Annotated in this window: 25 protein-coding genes and 1 tRNA gene; 16 read left to right on the top strand and 10 right to left on the bottom strand. The window is 67.7% G+C overall.

What is annotated here, in order from left to right; genetic code table 11:
• The first annotated feature begins 3 nt into the window (after positions 1-3).
• On the top strand, positions 4-690 hold the full coding sequence (locus H1343_RS15660; protein WP_185983761.1) for a class I SAM-dependent methyltransferase: 687 nt from the start codon (positions 4-6) through the stop codon (positions 688-690).
• A gap of 88 nt (positions 691-778) precedes the next feature.
• Here the strand turns inward: H1343_RS15660 and H1343_RS15655 are convergent.
• Together H1343_RS15655 and H1343_RS15650 are read right to left on the bottom strand one after the other, a co-directional pair.
• Positions 779-862: transfer RNA gene (locus H1343_RS15655), tRNA-Leu, on the bottom strand.
• A gap of 32 nt (positions 863-894) precedes the next feature.
• Positions 895-1,815, bottom strand: a complete 921-nt coding sequence (locus H1343_RS15650) for a LysR family transcriptional regulator (protein WP_185983760.1) — start codon at positions 1,813-1,815, stop codon at positions 895-897.
• Positions 1,816-1,925: 110 nt separating this feature from the next.
• Here H1343_RS15650 and H1343_RS15645 point away from each other — a divergent pair, with 110 nt between their 5' ends.
• Complete coding sequence (locus H1343_RS15645) at positions 1,926-2,669, top strand: sulfite exporter TauE/SafE family protein (protein ID WP_185983759.1); 744 nt, start codon at positions 1,926-1,928, stop codon at positions 2,667-2,669.
• Between the two features lie 4 nt (positions 2,670-2,673).
• Here the strand turns inward: H1343_RS15645 and H1343_RS15640 are convergent, their stop codons facing one another.
• The 3 genes from H1343_RS15640 to H1343_RS15630 all read right to left on the bottom strand — a co-directional run bounded on the left by H1343_RS15640 (position 2,674) and on the right by H1343_RS15630 (position 4,246).
• Positions 2,674-3,285, bottom strand: a complete 612-nt coding sequence (locus tag H1343_RS15640; RefSeq protein WP_185983758.1) for an SCO family protein — start codon at positions 3,283-3,285, stop codon at positions 2,674-2,676.
• The gene (locus H1343_RS15635) at positions 3,285-3,764 is read right to left on the bottom strand and encodes a copper chaperone PCu(A)C (RefSeq protein ID WP_246333155.1); all 480 of its coding nucleotides are present in this window, start codon (positions 3,762-3,764) and stop codon (positions 3,285-3,287) included. Before H1343_RS15635 ends, H1343_RS15640 begins: the two co-directional genes overlap by 1 nt.
• A gap of 68 nt (positions 3,765-3,832) precedes the next feature.
• Positions 3,833-4,246, bottom strand: coding sequence for a hypothetical protein (locus H1343_RS15630; RefSeq protein WP_185983756.1), 414 nt, complete (start codon positions 4,244-4,246; stop codon positions 3,833-3,835).
• Positions 4,247-4,390: 144 nt separating this feature from the next.
• Between H1343_RS15630 and H1343_RS15625 the strand changes: the two genes are divergently transcribed.
• Positions 4,391-5,113, top strand: coding sequence for a superoxide dismutase (locus tag H1343_RS15625; protein WP_185983755.1), 723 nt, complete (start codon positions 4,391-4,393; stop codon positions 5,111-5,113).
• A gap of 96 nt (positions 5,114-5,209) precedes the next feature.
• Complete coding sequence (locus tag H1343_RS15620) at positions 5,210-5,746, top strand: disulfide bond formation protein B (RefSeq protein ID WP_185983754.1); 537 nt, start codon at positions 5,210-5,212, stop codon at positions 5,744-5,746.
• Between the two features lie 15 nt (positions 5,747-5,761).
• Here the strand turns inward: H1343_RS15620 and H1343_RS15615 are convergent, their stop codons facing one another.
• A complete protein-coding gene (locus H1343_RS15615) occupies positions 5,762-6,322 on the bottom strand; it encodes an HNH endonuclease (protein WP_185983753.1) in 561 nt (186 codons plus the stop codon).
• A gap of 95 nt (positions 6,323-6,417) precedes the next feature.
• A complete protein-coding gene (locus H1343_RS15610) occupies positions 6,418-7,143 on the bottom strand; it encodes a DNA-3-methyladenine glycosylase family protein (RefSeq protein WP_185983752.1) in 726 nt (241 codons plus the stop codon).
• A gap of 58 nt (positions 7,144-7,201) precedes the next feature.
• On the opposite strand from H1343_RS15610, the gene gluQRS reads away from it, so the two are divergent.
• The gene (gene gluQRS, locus H1343_RS15605; protein ID WP_185983751.1) at positions 7,202-8,083 is read left to right on the top strand and encodes a tRNA glutamyl-Q(34) synthetase GluQRS; all 882 of its coding nucleotides are present in this window, start codon (positions 7,202-7,204) and stop codon (positions 8,081-8,083) included.
• Positions 8,084-8,086: 3 nt separating this feature from the next.
• Here the strand turns inward: gluQRS and H1343_RS15600 are convergent, their stop codons facing one another.
• Positions 8,087-9,052 (bottom strand): AEC family transporter, encoded by a 966-nt coding sequence (locus H1343_RS15600; RefSeq protein ID WP_185983750.1) that lies wholly within the window; start codon positions 9,050-9,052, stop codon positions 8,087-8,089.
• 213 nt (positions 9,053-9,265) lie between these two features.
• Between H1343_RS15600 and H1343_RS15595 the strand changes: the two genes are divergently transcribed.
• The 8 genes from H1343_RS15595 to H1343_RS15560 all read left to right on the top strand — a co-directional run bounded on the left by H1343_RS15595 (position 9,266) and on the right by H1343_RS15560 (position 15,734).
• Positions 9,266-9,454 (top strand): twin transmembrane helix small protein, encoded by a 189-nt coding sequence (locus H1343_RS15595; RefSeq protein WP_185983749.1) that lies wholly within the window; start codon positions 9,266-9,268, stop codon positions 9,452-9,454.
• A 21-nt stretch (positions 9,455-9,475) separates the two neighbouring features.
• A complete protein-coding gene (locus tag H1343_RS15590) occupies positions 9,476-10,042 on the top strand; it encodes a cob(I)yrinic acid a,c-diamide adenosyltransferase (protein ID WP_185983748.1) in 567 nt (188 codons plus the stop codon).
• A gap of 207 nt (positions 10,043-10,249) precedes the next feature.
• The gene (locus H1343_RS15585) at positions 10,250-10,999 is read left to right on the top strand and encodes an electron transfer flavoprotein subunit beta/FixA family protein (protein ID WP_185983747.1); all 750 of its coding nucleotides are present in this window, start codon (positions 10,250-10,252) and stop codon (positions 10,997-10,999) included.
• A gap of 24 nt (positions 11,000-11,023) precedes the next feature.
• Positions 11,024-11,953, top strand: coding sequence for an electron transfer flavoprotein subunit alpha/FixB family protein (locus H1343_RS15580; RefSeq protein WP_185983746.1), 930 nt, complete (start codon positions 11,024-11,026; stop codon positions 11,951-11,953).
• 72 nt (positions 11,954-12,025) lie between these two features.
• Complete coding sequence (locus tag H1343_RS15575) at positions 12,026-12,904, top strand: 3-hydroxybutyryl-CoA dehydrogenase (protein WP_185983745.1); 879 nt, start codon at positions 12,026-12,028, stop codon at positions 12,902-12,904.
• A gap of 36 nt (positions 12,905-12,940) precedes the next feature.
• Complete coding sequence (locus tag H1343_RS15570) at positions 12,941-13,297, top strand: hypothetical protein (RefSeq protein ID WP_185983744.1); 357 nt, start codon at positions 12,941-12,943, stop codon at positions 13,295-13,297.
• A 54-nt stretch (positions 13,298-13,351) separates the two neighbouring features.
• Positions 13,352-14,098 (top strand): L,D-transpeptidase, encoded by a 747-nt coding sequence (locus tag H1343_RS15565; RefSeq protein WP_185983743.1) that lies wholly within the window; start codon positions 13,352-13,354, stop codon positions 14,096-14,098.
• A 133-nt stretch (positions 14,099-14,231) separates the two neighbouring features.
• The gene (locus tag H1343_RS15560) at positions 14,232-15,734 is read left to right on the top strand and encodes a putative bifunctional diguanylate cyclase/phosphodiesterase (RefSeq protein WP_185983742.1); all 1,503 of its coding nucleotides are present in this window, start codon (positions 14,232-14,234) and stop codon (positions 15,732-15,734) included.
• 6 nt (positions 15,735-15,740) lie between these two features.
• Here H1343_RS15560 and H1343_RS15555 read toward each other — a convergent pair whose 3' ends face one another.
• Together H1343_RS15555 and tlpA are read right to left on the bottom strand one after the other, a co-directional pair.
• Positions 15,741-16,211, bottom strand: coding sequence for a hypothetical protein (locus tag H1343_RS15555; protein WP_185983741.1), 471 nt, complete (start codon positions 16,209-16,211; stop codon positions 15,741-15,743).
• 26 nt (positions 16,212-16,237) lie between these two features.
• Positions 16,238-16,903 carry a thiol:disulfide interchange protein TlpA gene (gene tlpA, locus H1343_RS15550; RefSeq protein ID WP_185983740.1) on the bottom strand — a complete coding sequence of 222 codons (666 nt, stop codon included), beginning with the start codon at positions 16,901-16,903 and terminating at the stop codon, positions 16,238-16,240.
• A gap of 27 nt (positions 16,904-16,930) precedes the next feature.
• Here tlpA and argH point away from each other — a divergent pair, with 27 nt between their 5' ends.
• The 3 genes from argH to lysA all read left to right on the top strand — a co-directional run bounded on the left by argH (position 16,931) and on the right by lysA (position 19,974).
• On the top strand, positions 16,931-18,343 hold the full coding sequence (gene argH / locus H1343_RS15545) for an argininosuccinate lyase (protein WP_246333154.1): 1,413 nt from the start codon (positions 16,931-16,933) through the stop codon (positions 18,341-18,343).
• A gap of 88 nt (positions 18,344-18,431) precedes the next feature.
• Positions 18,432-18,671 (top strand): hypothetical protein, encoded by a 240-nt coding sequence (locus tag H1343_RS15540; RefSeq protein ID WP_185983739.1) that lies wholly within the window; start codon positions 18,432-18,434, stop codon positions 18,669-18,671.
• A 40-nt stretch (positions 18,672-18,711) separates the two neighbouring features.
• Positions 18,712-19,974 carry a diaminopimelate decarboxylase gene (gene lysA, locus H1343_RS15535; RefSeq protein ID WP_185983738.1) on the top strand — a complete coding sequence of 421 codons (1,263 nt, stop codon included), beginning with the start codon at positions 18,712-18,714 and terminating at the stop codon, positions 19,972-19,974.
• The last annotated feature ends 38 nt before the right edge of the window (positions 19,975-20,012 follow it).

Here is a 20,012-nt window from a genome sequence, read left to right as displayed (position 1 = left end):
CCGATGGAGGACCGTTTCAGGAAGGCGGCGCGGCCCGCTCCGTGCGATCCCTTCGCGGACGCTGCAAGTGTCGCCGGCTATGCCGAGCGGCCACCGCGACAGGTGCCGGGCTTTGCCGATCTCCACCGCATGGCAGCGCTTCTGCTCGCCGAGCACGCACCGCCGGACGGACGCGTCCTCATCGTCGGGGCAGGCGGCGGGCTGGAACTGAAGGCGCTCGCGGAACTGCAGCCGGCGTGGCGGATGACTGGTGTCGATCCATCCGCCGTCATGCTGGACCTGGCGCGCAAGACACTGGGCGAGGGTCCCCGTGCTGTCGATCTCGTCCACGGCACCGTCGAAGAATTGCCGCTCGAGCCGTTCGATGGCGCCACTTGCATCCTCGTCATGCATTTTCTCGACGAGGACACGCGCCGCGAAACGCTCGCCGGCGTCCATGCGCGCCTTCGACCGGGCGCGCGCCTCGTTCTGGTCCATCACAGCTTCGATCGCGGAGAGGCTTCGACATGGCTCGCGCGTTACGCAGCCTATGCCGGCGTCCCGTACCCGCACGGCATGCTCGCGCTGCCCGTGCTATCGCCGGACGAGGACGAAGCTCTCCTGAGAGCTGCGGGGTTCGAAGACGTGGACCTCTTCTACGCAGGGTTCAGCTTCCGCGGCTGGGTGGCGGTGCGCCCGCAAACCCCATAGGTTGGCGGAAGGCCGAACGGTGGTGCGGGCGGTCGGGCTCGAACCGACACTCCTTGCGGAACCGGATTTTGAGATCTGTGTCAGTCGGTGGTGCGGGCGGTCGGACTCGAACCGACACTCCTTGCGGAAGCGGCTTTTGAGGCCGCCGCGTCTACCATTCCACCACGCCCGCATCGGCAAGACGCTCGGTCTCGCCTGCCGCTCCTATAAAGGCGAAGCGAGGCGAGCGCCAGATCGCTCGTGTGCCGATTGCGTGCTCAGGTGGTCGAACAGAAGGCGGGCGGTCGGCGCGAGCGTCGCCGGGTCCTTGACGCAGATCATGAGCCGCCGCTGCGCCCACGGGTCGGTCAGGGGCACCGCCGCAAGCCGCGCAGTCCGTGCGGCATGTCGCGCGGCCGCCTTCGGCACGATACCGACGCCCGCTCCCGTCGAGGCGGCCCGGCAGACGGCCTCGAAGCTGCGAAGGACGAGGCGCGGGCGAAGCCGAAGGCCGGCGCGTGCGGCGTGCTCGGCGAGATGCCGTTGAAGCGCGCCGTCGAACCCGATCTGCGGCTCGCCGGCGATCTGTGCGAAGGACAGGCGGCGCGTGCCGGCCAGGACATGATCGCGCGCCATCACCACGACCAGCGCGTCATCCGCGAAGGGGAGCGTCTCGAGCTCACCCGTGGCGACGGTATCGGCCACGATCCCGATTTCCGCCAGATCGCCGGCCACCGCCTTGACGATCTCGGTGCTCTCGCGCTCCCCGAGATCGATGTCGATCGTCGGATGGGCCGCGAGGAAACACCCGAGACGTTCGGGCAGCACCTGCGTCATCGCCGCCGAATTGGCAAGGAGGCGTACCGAGCCGCGAAATCCGCGCATGTGTTCGGCGAGCTCGGCCTGCATGGCGCCCACCTGTCGCAGGATCAACCGCGCATGATGGGCAAGCGCGTCGCCGGCGCGGGTGGGGCGCGCGCCGCGCCTGTGTCGTTCCAGAAGCGGCGCGCCGCCCGAAATCTCCATCTCGCGCAGGCGTTCGCTGGCCGCCCCGAGCGAGAGGTTCATGGCGCTCGCGCCATGCGTGATGCTGCCGGCATCCACGACGGCGAGGAAGAGGCGCAGGTCGGGCAGGTCGTAGCGCATTGCGCGATGGTAAGGCAGCCGACGAAGACATGCCAGCGTTCGGCCTGACCGAAGGCTGAGAACGGCGCTTCCGCATTGCCTTGGCGCGCGCGATGGGTTGCGATGGCCGGATGGACACCGCTCAAATCATCCTCGTTGCGGCTACCTTCGTCCTCGCAGGGCTGGTGAAGGGCGTCACCGGCATGGGCCTGCCGACGGTCGCCATGGGCATTCTCGGCGCGCTCATCGCGCCGCTCGCCGCCGCGGCGCTCCTGCTTGTGCCGTCCTTCGTCACCAACGTCTGGCAGCTTTTGGCAGGGCCGTCCTTCGGCCTTCTGGCGAGGCGCCTCTGGCCGATGATGGCCGCGCTCGTCGCCGGGACGCTCGCCGGCACCGGCCTCCTTGCAAGCGGTGACGGCGCATTGACGACGACGGCGCTCGGCATCGCGCTGGTGATCTACGCGGGCTACACGCTGGCAGCGCGCCCCTTCGCCGTGCCCGGCGCGTGGGAACGCTGGGCTTCGCCCCTCGTCGGCCTCGTGACGGGTCTCGTGACGGGCGCGACAGGCGTCTTCGTGATCCCGGCCGTGCCTTACCTTCAGGCTTTGCGGCTGGAGCGGGACGAGCTGGTGCAGGCGCTCGGCCTTTCCTTCACGGTCTCGACGCTGGCGCTGGCCGCCGGGCTCGCCGGGCGCGGTGCGATTCCGCAGGACCAGATGGTCGCGTCCCTGCTTCTCGTCGCACCCGCCCTCGCAGGGATGGCAGCGGGGCAGGCGATCCGAAATCGCATCTCGCCCGCCGCCTTCCGGCGCGTCTTCCTCGTCGGTCTTCTTCTGCTCGGTGCGGAGATGGCTTCGCGCCCGCTCTGGTCTTGAAGCCTTAAGCGCCTGCGAGCCGTTCCAGCTTGGCGAGGGCCGCATTCTGATCCTCGTGGTAGCTGATCGTGCCGAAGAACCGGTTGTCTGAGTCCATCAGGTAGACGGATGCCGTGTGGTTCATTGTGTAGCTCTGCTCGGTCTCCACGCGCTCCACCTGCACCTTGTAGGCCTCGGTGATGCGATCGACCTCTTCCTGCGTTCCGGTGAAGCCGCGGAAACGCTGGTCGAACGCCTTGACGTATTCGTGCAGGATCTCGGGCGTATCGCGCTCGGGATCGACGCTGACCATCACGAAGTTGACGTCGTCGGCGGAGCTTCCGAGCCGCTCCATTAGTGCCGTCAGCTCGAACAGTGTCGTGGGGCAGACGTCCGGACAGTAGGTGAAGCCGAAGAAGATCACCGAGGGCTTCCCGGTCAGGTCGGCCTCCGTCACGCGCTCGCCCCGGTCGTCGATCATCGAGAATGGCCCGCCGATCGCAGCCGTCCCGGTGGAGGAAACAAGCCCTCCGCTGCCGGCTACCGGCCCGCGCGAGACGACCAGCGAAGCCGCATAGGCGGAGGCGAGGACCGCGATCGCGGCCCCCGCCAGAAGCACGATGCGCGCGCGGCGCATCAGTGGCCCGAATGGGCGTCGGCCGCCCCGCCCGCACCTATCGCATCGATGGCGAGCTCGACCTCGACCGAGCCGGCCTTCTCGAACTCGAGGGTCAACGGCACGCGCTCGCCCTCGACCAGCGGCGCGGCTAGCCCGATCAGCATCAAATGCATGCCGCCGGGCGCGAGCTCGGCGGTGCCGCCGGCAGGAATCTCCACGCCGTCGGGAAGCTGGCGCATGCGCATGACGTCGCCTTCCATCTCCATCGTGTGGATCTCGACGCGCTCGGCCGCCGGGCTCGAGCCGCCGATCAGGCGATCGGGTTCCTCGCCGTCGTTGCGAAGGGTCAGATAGCCGCCGCCGACATTGGCGTTGGGCGGCGTCGCGCGCGACCAGGGATGGTCGATCTCGACGGAGCCCGCGCGATAATCGTGCGCGAGGGCCGAGCCGGCGGTGAGGAGGGCGGCGGCAAGCGAGGCCGCGTGAAGAATACGCATGGAATCTCTCCGGATGTCCGTGATCATGAGGGCGCGACGTGTCGCGTGTGCCTCGGGGATGCTGGGCGTCAGACGGAGAGGGGCGGCGGGCCGCGCGTGCGGGCGGGATCACGCAGATGGAAGTCGTCCTCGCGTCGAGGATCGAGGGACGTCAGCGCAAAATGCGGGTCGTCCCTTGCGAAGGCCGGGCCGATGTCCCCGCCGAATACGACTGGCGGAGCTTCGAACTCGGCGCCATGCGTCACGATGCAGGGGCAGTCACGGCACAACGGATCGTTTGTGGTGCCGTCCGTCTGAGTGGACGCGGCCGCCTCGGGCGTGCCCGGCTGGCAGAAGACGAAATGCGGAGCGGCAACCGCGTCCATCGTCATGCCGCAGGTGAAGGCGGCGAGGAAGGCCTGCAGCAGCAGGAAGTAGCCGGCGAGGGCGGCGGCGGCGCCTCCGGAAAGCCTGTCTCCCAAAATCTGCCGAATGACCTTCATCTCCATGCCAATGGCAGGAAACCGTTTCGCTGTCACCACCCGCCAGCGAAGCGCAGCGCATGCCTCGATCACGCGAGCGTCAGGGATACGTCCCGGCCTCTCGCGCATTGGGGCGGAGACGATCGGTACAAGGAAGGACACCCGATGTTCCGCAAAGCAGCGCTCTCGGCGCTTTTCGCCACCGCCGCCCTCACGGCCGCGCCCGCCTCCGCGCAGGAGGCCGAGGATGTCGGCGCGACCACGGCGCCTTTCACCCTGCCGGACCTGCCCTACGCCACGGACGCGCTCGTCCCGGCGATCGACGCGGAGACGATGGAGATCCATCACGGCCGCCACCATCAGGCCTATGTCGACAATCTCAACGAGGCCGTCGAGACCGATGACGCGCTCTCCGCAATGACGCTGGAGGAACTGGTCGCCGGTGCCGGCACGCTGCCGGACGCGGTGCGCAACAATGCCGGCGGCCATTGGAACCACAGCTTCTTCTGGCAGCTCATGGCGCCCGAGGGCGAACGGGGCGAAGCCTCGCCCGAACTCGCAGAGGCGATCGACACCGCCTTCGGCTCGATGGAGGAGTTCCAGACCGCCTTCGAGGAGGCGGGCGCCGGGCAGTTCGGCTCGGGCTGGGCGTGGTTGATCGTCGATCCGGACGGAAATCTCGCCGTCACTTCGACGCCCAACCAGGACAATCCGCTGATGGACGTGGCCGAGGAACCCGGCACGCCGATCATGGGCAACGACGTGTGGGAGCATGCCTATTACATCACCTATCGCAACGCGCGGCCGGACTATCTGTCGGCGTGGTGGGACGTGGTGAACTGGGAGCAGGTCTCGCAGAACTACGCTGCAGCGGTGGAGGCCAACTAACGGCGACAGCGTCGGCTTTTTCCCTCTCGAAAGAGCGAGCGTCGGCTGCGCGATCCGTGCTATCGCCAGCCGACGCATCCAACGAGACGCACTGCCATGCCCGATACCTTCGTACTCAAGCAACCGACCGGCGGCCGGCAAACCCTCGGCGCGGCGCTTTCCATGGTCGGCATGGCGGCGACGGTGGGTGGCGCACTCGCCTTCCAGCATATCGGCGGATACATCCCTTGCGCGCTCTGCCTCGAACAGCGCACCCCTTACTACGTGGCGATCCCGATCGCCTTCGTTGCGCTCATCTCGGCTCTGCGAAGCGGGCCCGCGATCCTCACGCGCCTGCTTCTCGTCGCGGTCGGCGTAGCGATGCTCTACGCGGCCTATCTCGGCATCTTCCATGCGGGCGTCGAATGGCGCTGGTGGGCGGGGCCGACCGATTGCGGCGCCGTCGCGGGCTTCGACATGGGCGGCGATCTTCTCTCGCAGCTCGATACGGTGCGTGGGCCGTCCTGCGAGGATGCGGCGCTGCGGATCTTCGGCGTCTCGCTTGCCGGCTGGAACGCCATCGCGGCACTGATCCTCGCGGGGATCTCGCTGCGGGCCGGCCTGTCGCGCGGAGACCGGTTCTCCGCGCACTGATCCGCCGGCGAGGACCTATTCGGGGTCGAGCTCGCTGTCCCAGTAGAGATAGTCGAGCCAGCTCTCGTGCAGGTAGTTCGGCGGGAAGAGCCGGCCGTTATTGTGCAGATCGTGCATCGACGGCTGGTAGGGAGTCTGGTGCGGGATCATGCCCGCCGCCTTCGGCATTAGCCCACCCTTCTTGAGGTTGCAGGGTGAGCAGGCTGCCACGACGTTCTCCCACGTCGTCAGGCCGCCGCGCGAGCGCGGGACCACGTGGTCGAAGGTGAGGTCGTGCGGCGAGCCGCAGTACTGGCATTCGAACCGATCCCGCAGGAAGACGTTGAAGCGCGTGAACGCCGGATATTTGGCCGGCTTCACGTAGGCCTTCAGGCAGACCACCGAGGGCAGCCGCATGGAAAAGGACGGCGAGCGGACCGCGTGGTCGTATTCGGCGAGAATGGTGACCCGGTCGAGGAACACGGCCTTGATGGCGTCCTGCCACGACCAGAGCGACAGGGGATAGTAGCTGAGGGGCCTGAAGTCCGCGTTCAGCACGAGCGCAGGCGACAACCCGGAATGCACTGCGATCGTCAAGGAGCGTCTCCTTATCCGAAAGCGGTGCCTGCGCGAGGATCGTGATCGGTCCAGACGAAGGCGAAGCTTCCGTACAGTCCAATGCTTGCAGTTCCTTATCTTCCGCTATCACGTCGCCTTTGTGAAGATGCTCGAGCGCCCGCGACTTTTTCACCCACAGCTTGCGTGCCGGGCGCGACCTTGGGCTGCGCAGGGGCCGCGTCGCGTCTGGTGATCGCGTGATAGTAGGCCCAGAAGAGACGTGCCGCGACGGCACGATGCGGCGACCAGAGCGCGGCGATGGCCCGCAGCGCCTTCTCCTTTGGACGTTCTGGCATGTCGAATGCGTGCGCGACGGCCACCTGCAGGGCGAGATCGCCGGCTGGAAAGACGTCCTCGTGACCGTGCGCGAAGAGGAGATGGCATTCGGCCGTCCAGACGCCGATGCCGTGGACGGCAGTCATCTCCGCGATCGCTTCGGGGGCATCAGCGCGGGCGATTCGCCCCAGATCGAGCCGTCCATCGGCGATGGCGGCCGCGATGGCGCGGATCGTCCGTTGCTTCGGGCGCGAGAGGCCGGCGATGCGGAAGTCATCGTCGGTGGCGGCGAGGAGTGCGGCGGCGTCGTCGAGCGCAACGAGGGCGGCCAGCCGGCCGAAGATCGCGGCCGCGCTCGCCCTCGATACCTGCTGGGCGACGATGGTGGACACGAAGCCGGGCAGGCCCGCCTCGGATCGGCGCAGAGGGACGATTCCGGCAATTTCGACGACCTTCACGAGGCGCGGGTCGGCGGCCCGTAGCGCGTCGAGCGCGCGCTCGATGTCGTCCTCGGTCTCGATCATGCGGTCCTCGTCATCGGCTCATCGAATCACTATAGCTCACGCGTCGAAAGGAGAGACGATGACCGAGCCCGGCAACCGCGTCTTCCGGTTCGCGCCAAGCCCGAACGGCGCGCTGCATCTCGGCCACGCCTATTCCGCGCTTCTCAACCATGATCTCTCCCGCGAAGCGGGCGGGCGCCTTCTTCTACGCATGGAGGACATCGACCGCGCGCGCTGCTCGCGCGCCTTCGAGACGGCTATCGTGCAGGATCTCGAGTGGCTCGGCGTCGAATATGCCCGGTCGGTGCGACGGCAGTCGGAGCATTTCGAGGATTATCTCGAGGTCATCGAGGCACTGGCGGGCGAGGGGCTCGTCTATCCGGGCTTTATGACGCGCGGCGAGGTTCGGGCCTATGCCGCGCGTCACGAGGAGGCGACGGGCACGCCCTGGCCTCGAGACCCGGACGGCGCGCTCCTTTATCCCGCGCTCGACCGCAATCTTCCGGAAGGCGAGCGCGCTGCACGGATCGCCGGCGGCGAGCCCTTCGCATGGCGTCTCGACATGGAACGCGCCCTCGGGCGGACCGGCGATCTCGTCTGGACCGAGGCGGGCGGCGACGAAGGCGGCGTCGTCGATGTCGCGGCGGAGCCCGCCTTGTGGGGCGACGTCGTCCTCGGGCGCAAGGACGTGCCGACGAGCTATCATCTCGCCGTCGTCGTCGACGATGCCTTGCAGGGCATCACGGACGTCGTGCGCGGACGGGATCTCCTGCCCGCCACATCCGTCCACCGCGTCCTCCAATTCCTCCTCGGCCTGCCCGCGCCGGTCTATCATCACCACCGTCTCGTGCTCGGAGGCGACGGGCGCAAGCTCTCCAAAAGCGCGGGGGACACGTCCCTCGCGACCGCACGCGCTGCCGGCATGAGCCCGCGCGACATTCGGCGCATGGTCGGGCTCTGAAGCTCAGGGAACGAGGACGAGGATCCAGAGGCTGAGCGTCACGGCCGAGATAACTGTCGCGACAACCGTCAGCGTCGCGGCGAGGTGCTCCCCGGACTTGAAGTGGACCGCCAGGAGATAGGCGTTGACGCCGGGGGGCGCGGCGGCCCCGAGAACGGCGACCTGGAGCCAGAGCGGCGACAGGCCGAGGGCCTGGCCTGCCAGCCAGACGATCGCCGGCTGCAGCACGAGGGTGAGTGAGGCGAGGACGAGCGGCAGCTTGAGGTCGCTGCCAATCTTGTAGCGCGGCAGCGAGAGGCCGAGCGCAATGAGCGCGAGGGGTCCGGCAGTGCTTGCGACGGTATTGACGATCTCGCCGAACGGCCCCGCGACCGGCAGGCCCAGCACCTGGAAGATGCTGCCGCACAGGATGCCGATGATGAGGGCGTTGCGCGACAGGGAGCGCCAGATACGGCGCAGCGCGGCGTGCATGTCGAAGGCCGCACCCCCTGTGACGAGGCCGTCACGCGTATCCTGCAGCGCGGCGCGCTCGATCAGGAGGGTGGAGGCCGTCACCATGATCGGCAGGTGGATCGTCAACAGGAGTGCGAGGACGCCGAGCCCGGCCGTACCGTAGATGCGATCGACCACGGGGATGGTGATGAAGACAAGGTTGGAGAAGCTGGTCGCCACTCCGGCGACGACGCTCGATCGCCTGTCGACGCGCCCGAGGCGCCGGGTGAGGATCATGGCGAGCCCGTAGGTGACGATGACGCCGGCGAAGTAGGCCAGCCAGAGCGGTGCCGGCTGTACGCCGCCGAAGTCGGCCGTGGCGACTGTGCGTAAGAGGAGCGCCGGCATCGCGATGCCGAAGACGAACTGCGCGAGGCCGTCGGCGCTCGACGCGGGCAGGTAGCCGGACTTCGCAGCCGCGTAACCGAGCGCGATGAGGCCGAAGATCGGGGCGATGATGAGAAGGATGGTCTGCAAGAGAAGCTTCCGCCGTCTGATGCCGGCAATGGCGTCTCCCGCTTCTACGAAGTTGCGGCGCGAACGAAAAGGTTACGAGCGCTTGGGAGAAGGGCTTCAGACAAGGACTTGCGACCAGCCGCCGCCGCTTCCGGCCTCGCCTGCGGGCTCGCGCGTCGTTATATGAAACGGTGTCGGCGGCCCGTTCCGGCCGTCACGAATGCGATGGACGCCATGTCGACCTTCCTCTCTATCCTCGCCGTCATCTTCATGATCGCAACCGCAGGCGTGCTCCTTGCGGGCCTGCGCAACATGATGGTCGGGGGACCGGGCAACACCTCGCAGAAGCTGATGCGCATGCGCATCATGCTCCAGGCGATCGCCGTCGCCGTCATCGTCGCCGTCCTCTACTTCTCGCGTTGAGCGACCGCTGGGAGGCGCGCATTGGTCAAGCTCAACAAGATCTACACCCGCACGGGCGATGGCGGCACGACGGGGCTCGTCACCGGTGAGCGGCGCCCGAAGGACGATCCGCGCCTCGAGGCGGTGGGCACGGTGGACGAGCTGAATGCCGCGATCGGCCTCGCCCGGCTCTACGCCGACGACGCGATGGACACCTCGCTCTCGCGCATCCAGAACGATCTCTTCGATCTCGGGGCCGAACTCGCAACGCCCGCCGGCGACGAGCCGCTGCCCTTCGAGCCTCTGACCGTGGCGCCCTCCCAGGTGGACTGGCTTGAGGCCCGGATCGATGCGCTGAACGCGGAGCTTTCGCCCTTGCGCTCCTTTGTGCTGCCGGCCGGCTCGCCCCTGTCGAGCCATCTGCATCTGGCGCGCACCGTCGCCCGGCGCGCCGAGCGCGTGATGGTGACGCTCGCTCGCCAGGAGTCCGTCGCGACACCGGCGCTGCGCTACGTCAATCGGCTCTCGGACTTCCTCTTCGTGGCCGCGCGCCACGCCAACGGCCGCGGGGAGGCCGAGGTGCTCTGGGTGCCGGGCCAGAACCGCTGATCGCAGGGTGCTGGCTGTCGCCTCTCTTTCCTGTGGCGGATGGGATTTGGCGGAGCGTGCGATGATTTCATGACGCGGCCGCTTGCATCTGAGGGCGCGGCGCGCAAAACACCTTGCAGGCTGAAAACCGTTTGCGGGCTGGCGTCCTGCCGGCCGGTGAGTTGAAGCAGGGGCCGCGTCCGAAGTGCGGCCCGCAAGGGAGCGAGCATGAAGATCCTTGTCGCAGTCAAGCGGGTGGTCGACTACAACGTGAAGATCCGGGTGAAGCCGGACGGCACGGGCGTCGATCTTGCCAACGTCAAGATGAGCATGAACCCGTTCGACGAGATCGCGGTCGAGGAAGCCCTGCGTCTGAAGGAAAAGGGCGGCGTCGAGGAGATCGTCGTCGTCTCGGTCGGGCCGGCGCAGGCCGCCGAGACCATCCGCACGGCCCTCGCGATGGGCGCGGATCGCGGCATTCTCGTGAAGGCCGAAGGCACCGTCGAGCCGCTGGCCGTCGCCAAGATCCTCAAGGGCGTCGTCGAGGCCGAGAGCCCGGACCTCGTGATTCTCGGCAAGCAGGCGATCGACGACGACGCGAACCAGACAGGTCAGATGCTGGCCGCGCTTCTCGGCTGGTCGCAGGGTACCTTCGCCTCGAAGCTGGAACTCGCCGATGGGCGCGCCAAGGTCACGCGCGAGGTCGATGGCGGGTTGCAGACCGTGGACCTCAAGATGCCGGCTATCGTGACCACGGACCTGCGCCTCAACGAGCCGCGCTACGCCTCGCTGCCCAACATCATGAAGGCCAAGAAGAAGCCGCTCGACGAGAAGGCGGCCGGCGACTACGGCGTCGATACAGCGCCGCGCCTGGAGGTGCTCAAGACCGCCGAGCCGGCCAAGCGCCAGGCCGGCGTGAAGGTCGCGAGCGTCGATGACCTCATCGGCAAGCTGAAGAACGAAGCGGGTGTCCTCTAAAGGGCCGAAAGGGAGATTACGATCATGACCACTCTTCTTCTGGCCGAACACGACAATTCCACTCTGAACGAGCAGACGGCCAAGGCGCTCTCGGCCGCGACCGCCATGGGCGGCGAGGTGCATGTGCTGGTCGCCGGCCACGGCGCGCAGTCCGCGGCCGATGCGGCCGCCAAGCTCGAGGGCGTCGCCAAGGTGCTTCTCGCCGACGGCGAGGCCTATGCGCATCAGCTCGCAGAGCCGGTGGCCGACCTCGTCGTGAAGCTCGCGGGCGGCTACGACGCGATCGTCGCCCCCTCGACCACCAACGGCAAGAACATCATGCCGCGCGTCGCCGCGCTCCTCGATGTCATGCAGATCTCTGACGTCATCGCGGTGGAGGGCGCCGACACCTTCACGCGGCCGATCTATGCCGGCAATGCCGTGCAGACGGTGAAGTCGAACGACGCCAAGAAGGTCGTCACCGTGCGAACCGCCTCTTTCCAGGCGGCCGGCGAGGGCGGTTCGGCACCGGTCGAGACGGTCGAGGCGGCCGGCGATCCCGGCCTGTCGAGCTTCGTCGGCGAGGAGGTCGCGGCCTCCGAGCGTCCGGAACTGGCGGGCGCGAAGATCATCGTCTCGGGCGGTCGCGCGCTCGGCTCGAAGGAGAAGTTCGAGGAGGTGATCCTGCCCTTCGCCGACAAGATCGGCGCGGCGGTCGGCGCCTCGCGCGCGGCGGTGGACGCGGGCTACGCGCCGAACGACTGGCAGGTCGGACAGACCGGCAAGGTCGTCGCACCGGACCTCTACATCGCGGTCGGCATCTCCGGCGCGATCCAGCACCTCGCGGGCATGAAGGATTCGAGGGTCATCGTCGCGATCAACAAGGACGAGGACGCCCCGATCTTCCAGATCGCGGACTACTCGCTCGTCGGCGATCTCTTTGCCATCCTGCCGGAGATGCAGGGCAAGCTCTGAGAACGACAGCGAAGATCGAAAGGGCGGCGTTGGCCGCCCTTTCCGTTTGACGGACAGCGGGGAGGAAACGGCATGGTCGAGATCAGGAAGATCGGCGTCGTCGGTGCAGGGCAGATGGGGGCGGGCATCGCCCATGTATCCGCGCTCGCTGGATACGAGGTGACGATCTTCGACGTCAGCCACGAGCGCGCCCAGAAGGGCGTCGAAACGATCGCGGCCAATCTCGACCGCCAGCTTGCCGGGGGAAAGATCGCCGAGGCCGACAAGGAAGCGGCCCTCTCGCGCATCATCGCGGCGGACGGAGCGGGCGCCCTCGGCGACGCCGATCTCGTCATCGAGGCGGCGAACGAAGACGAGGCGATCAAGCGGCGCATCTTCGCGCAGATCTGCGCGGTCCTGCGGCCCGACGCACTTCTCGCCACCAACACGTCGTCGATCTCGATCACCCGGCTCGCGGCCTCCACCGACCGGCCGGAGCGCTTCCTCGGCATCCACTTCATGAACCCGGTGCCGGTGATGAAGCTCGTCGAGCTCGTGCGCGGCATTGCGACCTCCGACGAAACCTACGAAGCCGCCCGCGCCTATGTCGAGCGGCTCGGCAAGGCGATGACCGTCTCGGAGGATTTCCCCGCCTTCATCGTCAACCGCATCCTGATGCCGATGATCAACGAGGCGATCTACACGCTCTACGAGGGCGTCGGCTCGGTCGATAACATCGATACGGCGATGAAGCTCGGCGCCAACCATCCGATGGGCCCGCTTCAACTCGCCGACTTCATCGGCCTCGATACGTGTCTTTCGATCATGCAGGTGCTGCATGACGGGCTGTCGGATTCCAAGTATCGGCCGTGCCCGCTCCTGGTGAAGTATGTCGAGGCCGGCTGGCTCGGGCGAAAGGCCGGCCGCGGCTTCTACGACTATCGCGGGGAGACGCCGGTGCCGACGCGTTGAGCCCCATTTACGCCCGGTTCATGAGCTAGTCGCGAGATGATGAGGGGCGGACTCTATCTCTTCGTGGTCTTTTTCATCGCGCTCGGCTTCCAGGCCGGTATCGCGACCTCGGCTGCATCCGCCGTCAAGTTCGGCGGATGGCAGAAGGTCTGTGTTACCCTCTCGAGCGAGGCCGAAGGCAGTGCCGGCGTCCTCACACCGGAAACGCCATGGCCCTCCTGCAAGTCCATGGTCTCCGTCGACGGTGTCGACCACGACCTCTCCGCGCCCACGGCACAACGTTCGCTGACCAGGGTGAGGGACGCTGATCGCGGCTTCTGGCGCATCCTCGGCATAGACGAGCCGCCGAAGCCGATGCTCCGCACGTCCTCCATCTTCCGAACCAACGCCTGACAAGGCGCCGGGCCATCTCCGCTTGATTGCGAGCCCCGCGCCGAGGGGATCGCCATGACAGTCATCGACAGACCGGACAGCGGGGCGCGCCGTGCCGCCGCATCCGGGCCCTTCCTGCCGCGCCGCGGCTTCATCGCCGGTCTGGGCGCTCTCGCGCTCACCGGCTGCGTCTCGACGCGGCCCGAGCCCGTGCCCGTCCAGCCACCCGCGCCACCGCCGCCACCGGCCGTGCCGCTGATGTACCAGGCCATCTACGACGAGCCCTTCCCGATCCCGGCGATCGAGCCGGGGGAGGTAGACCCGGCCTTCTGGCGCGAGGAGGGCGTGTTCTATTCAGGCGGCGAACAGCCCGGCACGCTCGTCGTCGATACGGCGGCGAAGTATCTCTACCATGTGACTGGGCCCGACACGGCGACGCGCTACGGCATCGGCGTCGGCCGCGAGGGCTTCGCCTGGCAGGGTCGCGCGCGCGTCGCCTACAAGCGCGAGTGGCCTCGCTGGACACCGCCGGACTCCATGGTCGCGCGCCAGCCCGAGCTCGAGCCCTACTCCATCGCCAATGGCGGGATGGCACCGAGCGCGACCAATCCACTCGGTGCGCGCGCCCACTACATCCATCAGGGCAATGTCGACACGCTCTATCGCGTTCACGGCACGCACCAACCCTGGTCGATTGGGCGCGAAGTCTCGTCAGGCTGCATCCGCCTCCTCAACCACGACGTGATTCACCTCCACGCCAATGTTCGTGACGGAAGCCCCATCGTCGTAATGCACGAGGGGCAGGGCGCGATCGCCGTCTGACCTTTCTTTCCGGGCGCCTTCCCTCGGGGTAGACGCCCGGAAATTCAGTAGGCGGAGAAGCTTTCTTAAGAGCCGCTGCCTAAAACCGCGCTGTCACGTCGCGCAGGATAGTTTCGTGTCTCAGCCGGGATCGATGATCGAGAATACGTCGCACTGGTTTCGCGTGACAGTTTTATGTCAGGCGACCGTTTTACTTCTGTCGCTGATGCTCTGGGTTCTCCCGCCGGAGGCTCGGCCAATCAGTTCGGCGACGACGGCCGCGATCCTCGCCGTAGCGACGATCGCATCGCTGGCCCTTCTCGTCTGGAGCCGGGACCGCATGGTCGCCGGTATTGCCTTGAACGCTCTGGCGCACGATGCGCGCTTCGCCGACCTCCAGCGCGATGCGTTGACGGGCGCGCTTGCCCGGCGCTTCTTCGTGGACGAGCTGAAGCAGGCCATGCGTCTCAACCAGCGCCTGCCGAGCGAGAAGGCGCGACCCGTCGCGCTGCTCTTGATCGACCTCGACCATTTCAAGAAGCTGAACGACAGCTACGGCCACAATGTCGGTGACTATGCGCTGACGCATCTCGTCTCGACTGTCGAGACGATCTTTCCGGGCGCGACGGTCGGCCGGCTCGGCGGCGACGAGTTCGCCGTCCTTGTGCGCGACGACAGCGCTCGGCGCTGCGTCGAGCGCGCCGAGATGCTTCTGACTTCGCTGCGCCACCCAGCGCAGGCCTTCGAGCGCCAGATCCACCTTTCGGTGTCGATCGGCATCGCGCGTTCGCCCGAGCACAGCGTCTTCGCTGAGGACCTGATCCTTCTCGCAGATCTCGCTTTGTACGAGAGCAAGCGCAACGGCCGCGCTCGCGTGACCATCTTCGACGATGCGCTTCTCAAGGAAGAGCGGCACCGCCGCTTCATCGAACGCGAGCTCCGTGCCGCGATCCTGCTCGATCATCTCGACGTGCATTACCAGCCGCTGGTCGATGCCAACGGCACCTGTGTCGGCGTCGAGGCCCTGGCGCGCTGGCGTCATCCGAGCCTCGGCATGATCCCGCCGGGCGACTTCATCCCGGTCGCCGAGGCATCGACCCTGATCGATCTTCTCGGGAAGTGGGTGTTCCGGCGTATCTGCCGCGACTTCGAGAGCCTTCCCGGCGAGTATGTGTCGTTCAACGTCTCGGCAGCCCAGCTTCGCCGCAACGAACTGGTCGAAATGCTGCGCGAGGCGATCGTCGAACATGGGCTCGACGCATCCAGCTTCGTGATCGAGATCACCGAGAATCTCGCCGTCGGCGCGAGCGTGGAGGTGATGGAACGTCTGAAGACGCTGCGGGCGATGGGCTTCCGCGTCGCGCTCGATGACTTCGGGACAGGGCATTGTTCGTTCAGCGCGCTTCGCGAGCTGCCGGTGGACGTCATCAAGGTCGATCGCAGCTACATATCGAGCCTTGCGGTCGACCCCGTCGCCAACGTCTTCGTCAGCGCGATCGCCCAGACGGGCCGGCTTCTCGATCTCCCCATTCTGGCGGAGGGTATCGAGACGGAAGAAGAATGGGTGCTCGCCCGCGCCGCCGGGTGCAAGCTGTTCCAGGGCTATCACTTCGCCAAGCCGAAGCCGTTGGCGGAACTCGCCGATGTCGCCGCGTGAGCGGCCTTACGGCCCGCATTCCCAGCGGCCAGCGAGTGTCTGCGGCGCGCCGCCCGCCGGCTCGTAGGTGAGGCTCGCGGGGCGCGGCGGCGATTCGCCGCCGCCCGTCGCCGGCCCCGAAAGCACCACGCGCACAGTCCCTGCTTCGCCCGAGAAGGCGGCGCCGCCGAGCATGGCGTCGAAACCGCCCGGCGCCGAGATCCGCGTTGCCGTCTCCCCTGGTTTGATGAGCCCGGCAGCCGGCTCGTCGGATGCGACGACGCCCATCGCCAGAAGGAAAGGACCTTCCTGAGGCGTCGAGAAACTGCAGCCGAGTTCGCCCGGCAACGCGGCCGACTGGACGTCCTCGGCTGTCAAGGGTGCCAGAGACGCGGAGGCGTCGGTCTCGTTCTCCATGCCGACACAGCCCGCGGTCACGATGGTGGCGCACAAGCCGAAGAGAACGGGAAGGGTCGCGGGCCTGGCCTGCGGGATCATGATCGTTCCTCGGAAGTTGTCTCGTTTCAAACGCTCGCGCCCTTGACGGCGTCGATGAGGCGCAGCGCGTCCGGGCTCGCCCACTCGGCCGGCCCGTTCATCACCGCGCGCGCGCACCCCGCCTCGTCCACGAGGATGGTCACGGGCAGGCCGAAGGCCAGCCCCTCCCGCTTCAGATCGTTGAAGAGAGCCATCGACCCGTCGTGGAAGAAGGGCAGGTCCGTGAGGCCGATTTCCTCGTAGAAGGCCTTGGGCTTTTCGTCCTCGCCCATGTCGACGCTGACGGGAACCACGGCGAAGTCCTCGCCGCCGGCCTCCCGCTCCAGTTCGTCGAGCGCCGGCATTTCCGCGCGGCATGGCGCACACCATGTCGCCCAGAGGTTCACCAGCATGGTGCGGCCCGTGAAGTCTGCGAAGCTCGCGGGCTGGCCGTCCGTGTCGGTGAAGGAAAGCGAGCCCATCGCGAAGGGCCGGTCCAGCGGCGCGATCGCCGCCACTTCGCCGCGGGCGTTCTCGCTGACGGCCGCCGCGTAGGTGGCGCTCGCCGGACAGCTCGCGCCCTGCGCCGAGGCTTCGTTGCCAGAGCGCGTCTCCATCACGTATACGCCGACAACGCCCGCCACGGCGCCTGCCGCGACCAGCGCCGCCAGGCGGGCGAGGGGGCGGGCGGGCTTTCGCTGCGGCTCGGACATTGGCGGACAGACCTTTCGGGGAACAGCATGGACAAGAGTGCGGGCAACGAAATGTGGGGCGGCCGGTTCGCCAGCGGCCCCGATGCGGTGATGGAGGCGATCAACGCCTCGATCGATTTCGACAAGCGCCTCTACGCCCAGGATATCGAAGGCTCGATCGCCCACGCAACCATGCTGGCCGATACCGGCATCTTGTCGGCGGAGGACGCGGCCAAGATAAGGCAGGGTCTCGCAACCATCCGTGAGGAGATCGAGGCGGGCCGTTTCGAGTTCCGCCGCGACCGCGAGGACATCCACATGAACGTGGAGGCGCGCCTCGCCGAACTGATCGGCCCGGCGGCCGGGCGCCTGCACACCGCGCGCTCGCGCAACGACCAGGTGGCCGTCGACTTCCGCATGTATGTGCGCTCGGCGCTGAACGATCTCGACCGCGCGCTCCTGGGGCTGGTCGAGGCACTGGTGGCGCGTGCCGAGGAGCACGCCGACACAGTGATGCCGGGCTTCACACATCTGCAGGCCGCACAGCCCGTCACCTTCGGGCACCATTGCCTCGCCTATGCCGAGATGGCGGGACGCGACCGCTCGCGCGTGAAGGGCGCGCTGGAGCGCCTCGACGAGTGCCCGCTCGGGGCTGCGGCGCTCGCCGGCACGGGCTTTGCGATCGACCGGCACGCGACGGCCGCCGCGCTCGGCTTCTCCGGCCCGACGCGCAACTCGCTCGATTCGGTGTCGGACCGCGACTTCGCGCTCGACTTCCTCGCCACCGCCTCGATCTGCGCGACCCATCTTTCACGCCTCGCCGAAGAGATCGTCATCTGGTCGACGCCGCAGTTCGACTTCGTGCGCCTGTCCGATTCGTTTTCCACCGGCTCCTCCATCATGCCGCAGAAGAAGAACCCGGATGCGGCCGAACTCGTGCGCGCCAAGACAGGCCGCGTGAACGGCTCGCTGGTCGCCTTGCTGACGGTGATGAAGGGGCTTCCGCTGTCCTATTCGAAGGACATGCAGGAGGACAAGGAACAGGTCTTCGACGCGGTGGACAGCCTGGCTTTGGCGCTCGCCGCGATCACCGGCATGGTGCGTGACCTAGAGGTCAACGCGTCGAAGATGCGCGCCGCCGCCGGCGCCGGCTTCTCCACCGCCACCGACCTCGCCGATTTCCTGGTGCGCGAGGCGGGCCTGCCCTTCCGCGAGGCCCATCACGTCACCGGCCGCATCGTGGCGCTGGCCGAGGAGCGGCGCGTGGCGCTGGAGGACCTGCCGCTCGCCGACCTCCAGGCCGTCGATTCGCGCCTGACCGACGCGGTCTATTCGGTCCTGTCGGTCGATGCCTCGGTCGCCAGCCGCACCTCCTTCGGCGGCACGGCGCCTGCCAATGTGCGCGCCCAGGTCGCCGACTGGCGGGAACGCCTTTCGCGCGAGGCCGGCGCGAAGGGGTGATTTCGCCCCCAAAGGCGTCTATGGAATTGCGGGACGGTCGCCGGGCGGCCTGTCCGGACTGCTCGGGGGTTCCATGCGAACGATGCGGATGATGGTCATTGTGCTCGCCGGCGCGCTGGCGCTGGCCGGGTGCGGTCGCAAGAACCTGCCGGTGCCGCCGACGCCCGAGGGCCAGGAGCCGCGACCGGCGGCCATCGAGCCGCAGGACGCCGCGCTCGGTCGCGTGACAGGCATCACCGGTGGCAACACGGACGTCTCGCCGGCCGAGATCACCACCAATCCGCGGGCCGAGCCGCGACCCTTCATCCTCGACGGCCTGCTCAACTGAACCGTTCCGGTGCCGCCGCGCCTTTCGCCGAGCCGCTTTCATGAACCACTTCCAGTATGTCGACGGCCGCCTCCACGCTGAAGGCGTCGACATCGCGCGGATCGCCGAAGCTGTCGGCACACCGTTCTACTGCTATTCGACCGCCACGCTGACGCGCCACTACCGCGTGTTCGCGGAGGCCTTCGCCGATATCGACGCGCTCGTCTGCTATGCGATGAAGGCGAACTCCAATCAGGCCGTCCTGTCGACGCTGGCCGCGCTCGGCGCGGGCGCCGATGTCGTCTCGGGCGGTGAGCTCGCGCGTGCGCTTAGCGCCGGCATCCCGGCGCAGAAGATCATGTTCTCCGGCGTCGGCAAGACGGCGCAGGAGATCGACGCCGCGCTCGAAGCCGGCATCTTCTGCTTCAACGTCGAATCGGAGCCCGAGCTGGAAGCCGTTTCGGCGCGCGCCGTCGCACTCGGCCGCACCGCGCATGTCTCCTTTCGCATCAACCCGGATGTCGACGCGCGCACGCACGCCAAGATCTCGACCGGCAAGAAGGGCGACAAGTTCGGCGTCGCCTTCGCGCGCGCCGAGGAGATCTATGCGCGGGGCGCGGCGCTGCCGGGCATCGCAGTGACGGGCATCGACATGCATATCGGCTCGCAGATCACCGATCTGGAGCCCTTCGATCTCGCCTTCGCCAAGCTCGCCGAGCTGGTCGGCCGGCTTCGCGCGGCCGGGCACCGCATCGACCACGTGGATCTCGGCGGGGGCCTCGGCGTGCCCTATCGCTCAGACATGGACGCGCCGCCCGAACCGCCGGCCTATGCGCAGATCGTCAAGCGGCACGTGCGCGACCTCGGCTGCAAGGTCGTCTTCGAGCCGGGCCGCCTCATCGCGGCGAACGCCGGCATCCTCGTCTCGCGCGTCCTCTACGTGAAGGAGGAGGCGGGCCGCACCTTCGTGATCGTGGATGCCGCGATGAACGATCTCATCCGCCCGACGCTTTATGAAGCCTGGCACGACATCCGCCCGGTTGTGGAAGCGGCCGAGCCAGCGCGCGTCGTCGCCGACGTCGTCGGGCCGGTCTGCGAGAGCGGCGACTATCTGGCCAAGGACAGGGCGCTGCCGCCGTTGAAGGCCGGTGATCTGATCGCCGTCGCCTCCGCGGGTGCCTATGGCGCGGTGCAGTCCGGCACCTACAACTCCCGGCCGCTGATCGCCGAGGTGATGGTCAAGGACGATGCCTTCTTCGCCGTGCGTCCGCGCCAGACGATCGAGGAGCTCATCGCCCTCGACAAGCTGCCGCCCTGGCTTTGACGAAACGGTGAGGTGGGGCACCCCGTCTCGCCTTCGCC

The sequence above is a fragment of the Aureimonas mangrovi genome, from assembly GCF_014058705.1.
GTDB lineage: Bacteria > Pseudomonadota > Alphaproteobacteria > Rhizobiales > Rhizobiaceae > Aureimonas > Aureimonas mangrovi.
The sequence above is the reverse complement of the archived record's forward strand: the minus strand, read 5'-3'. Positions and strand labels throughout refer to the sequence as shown.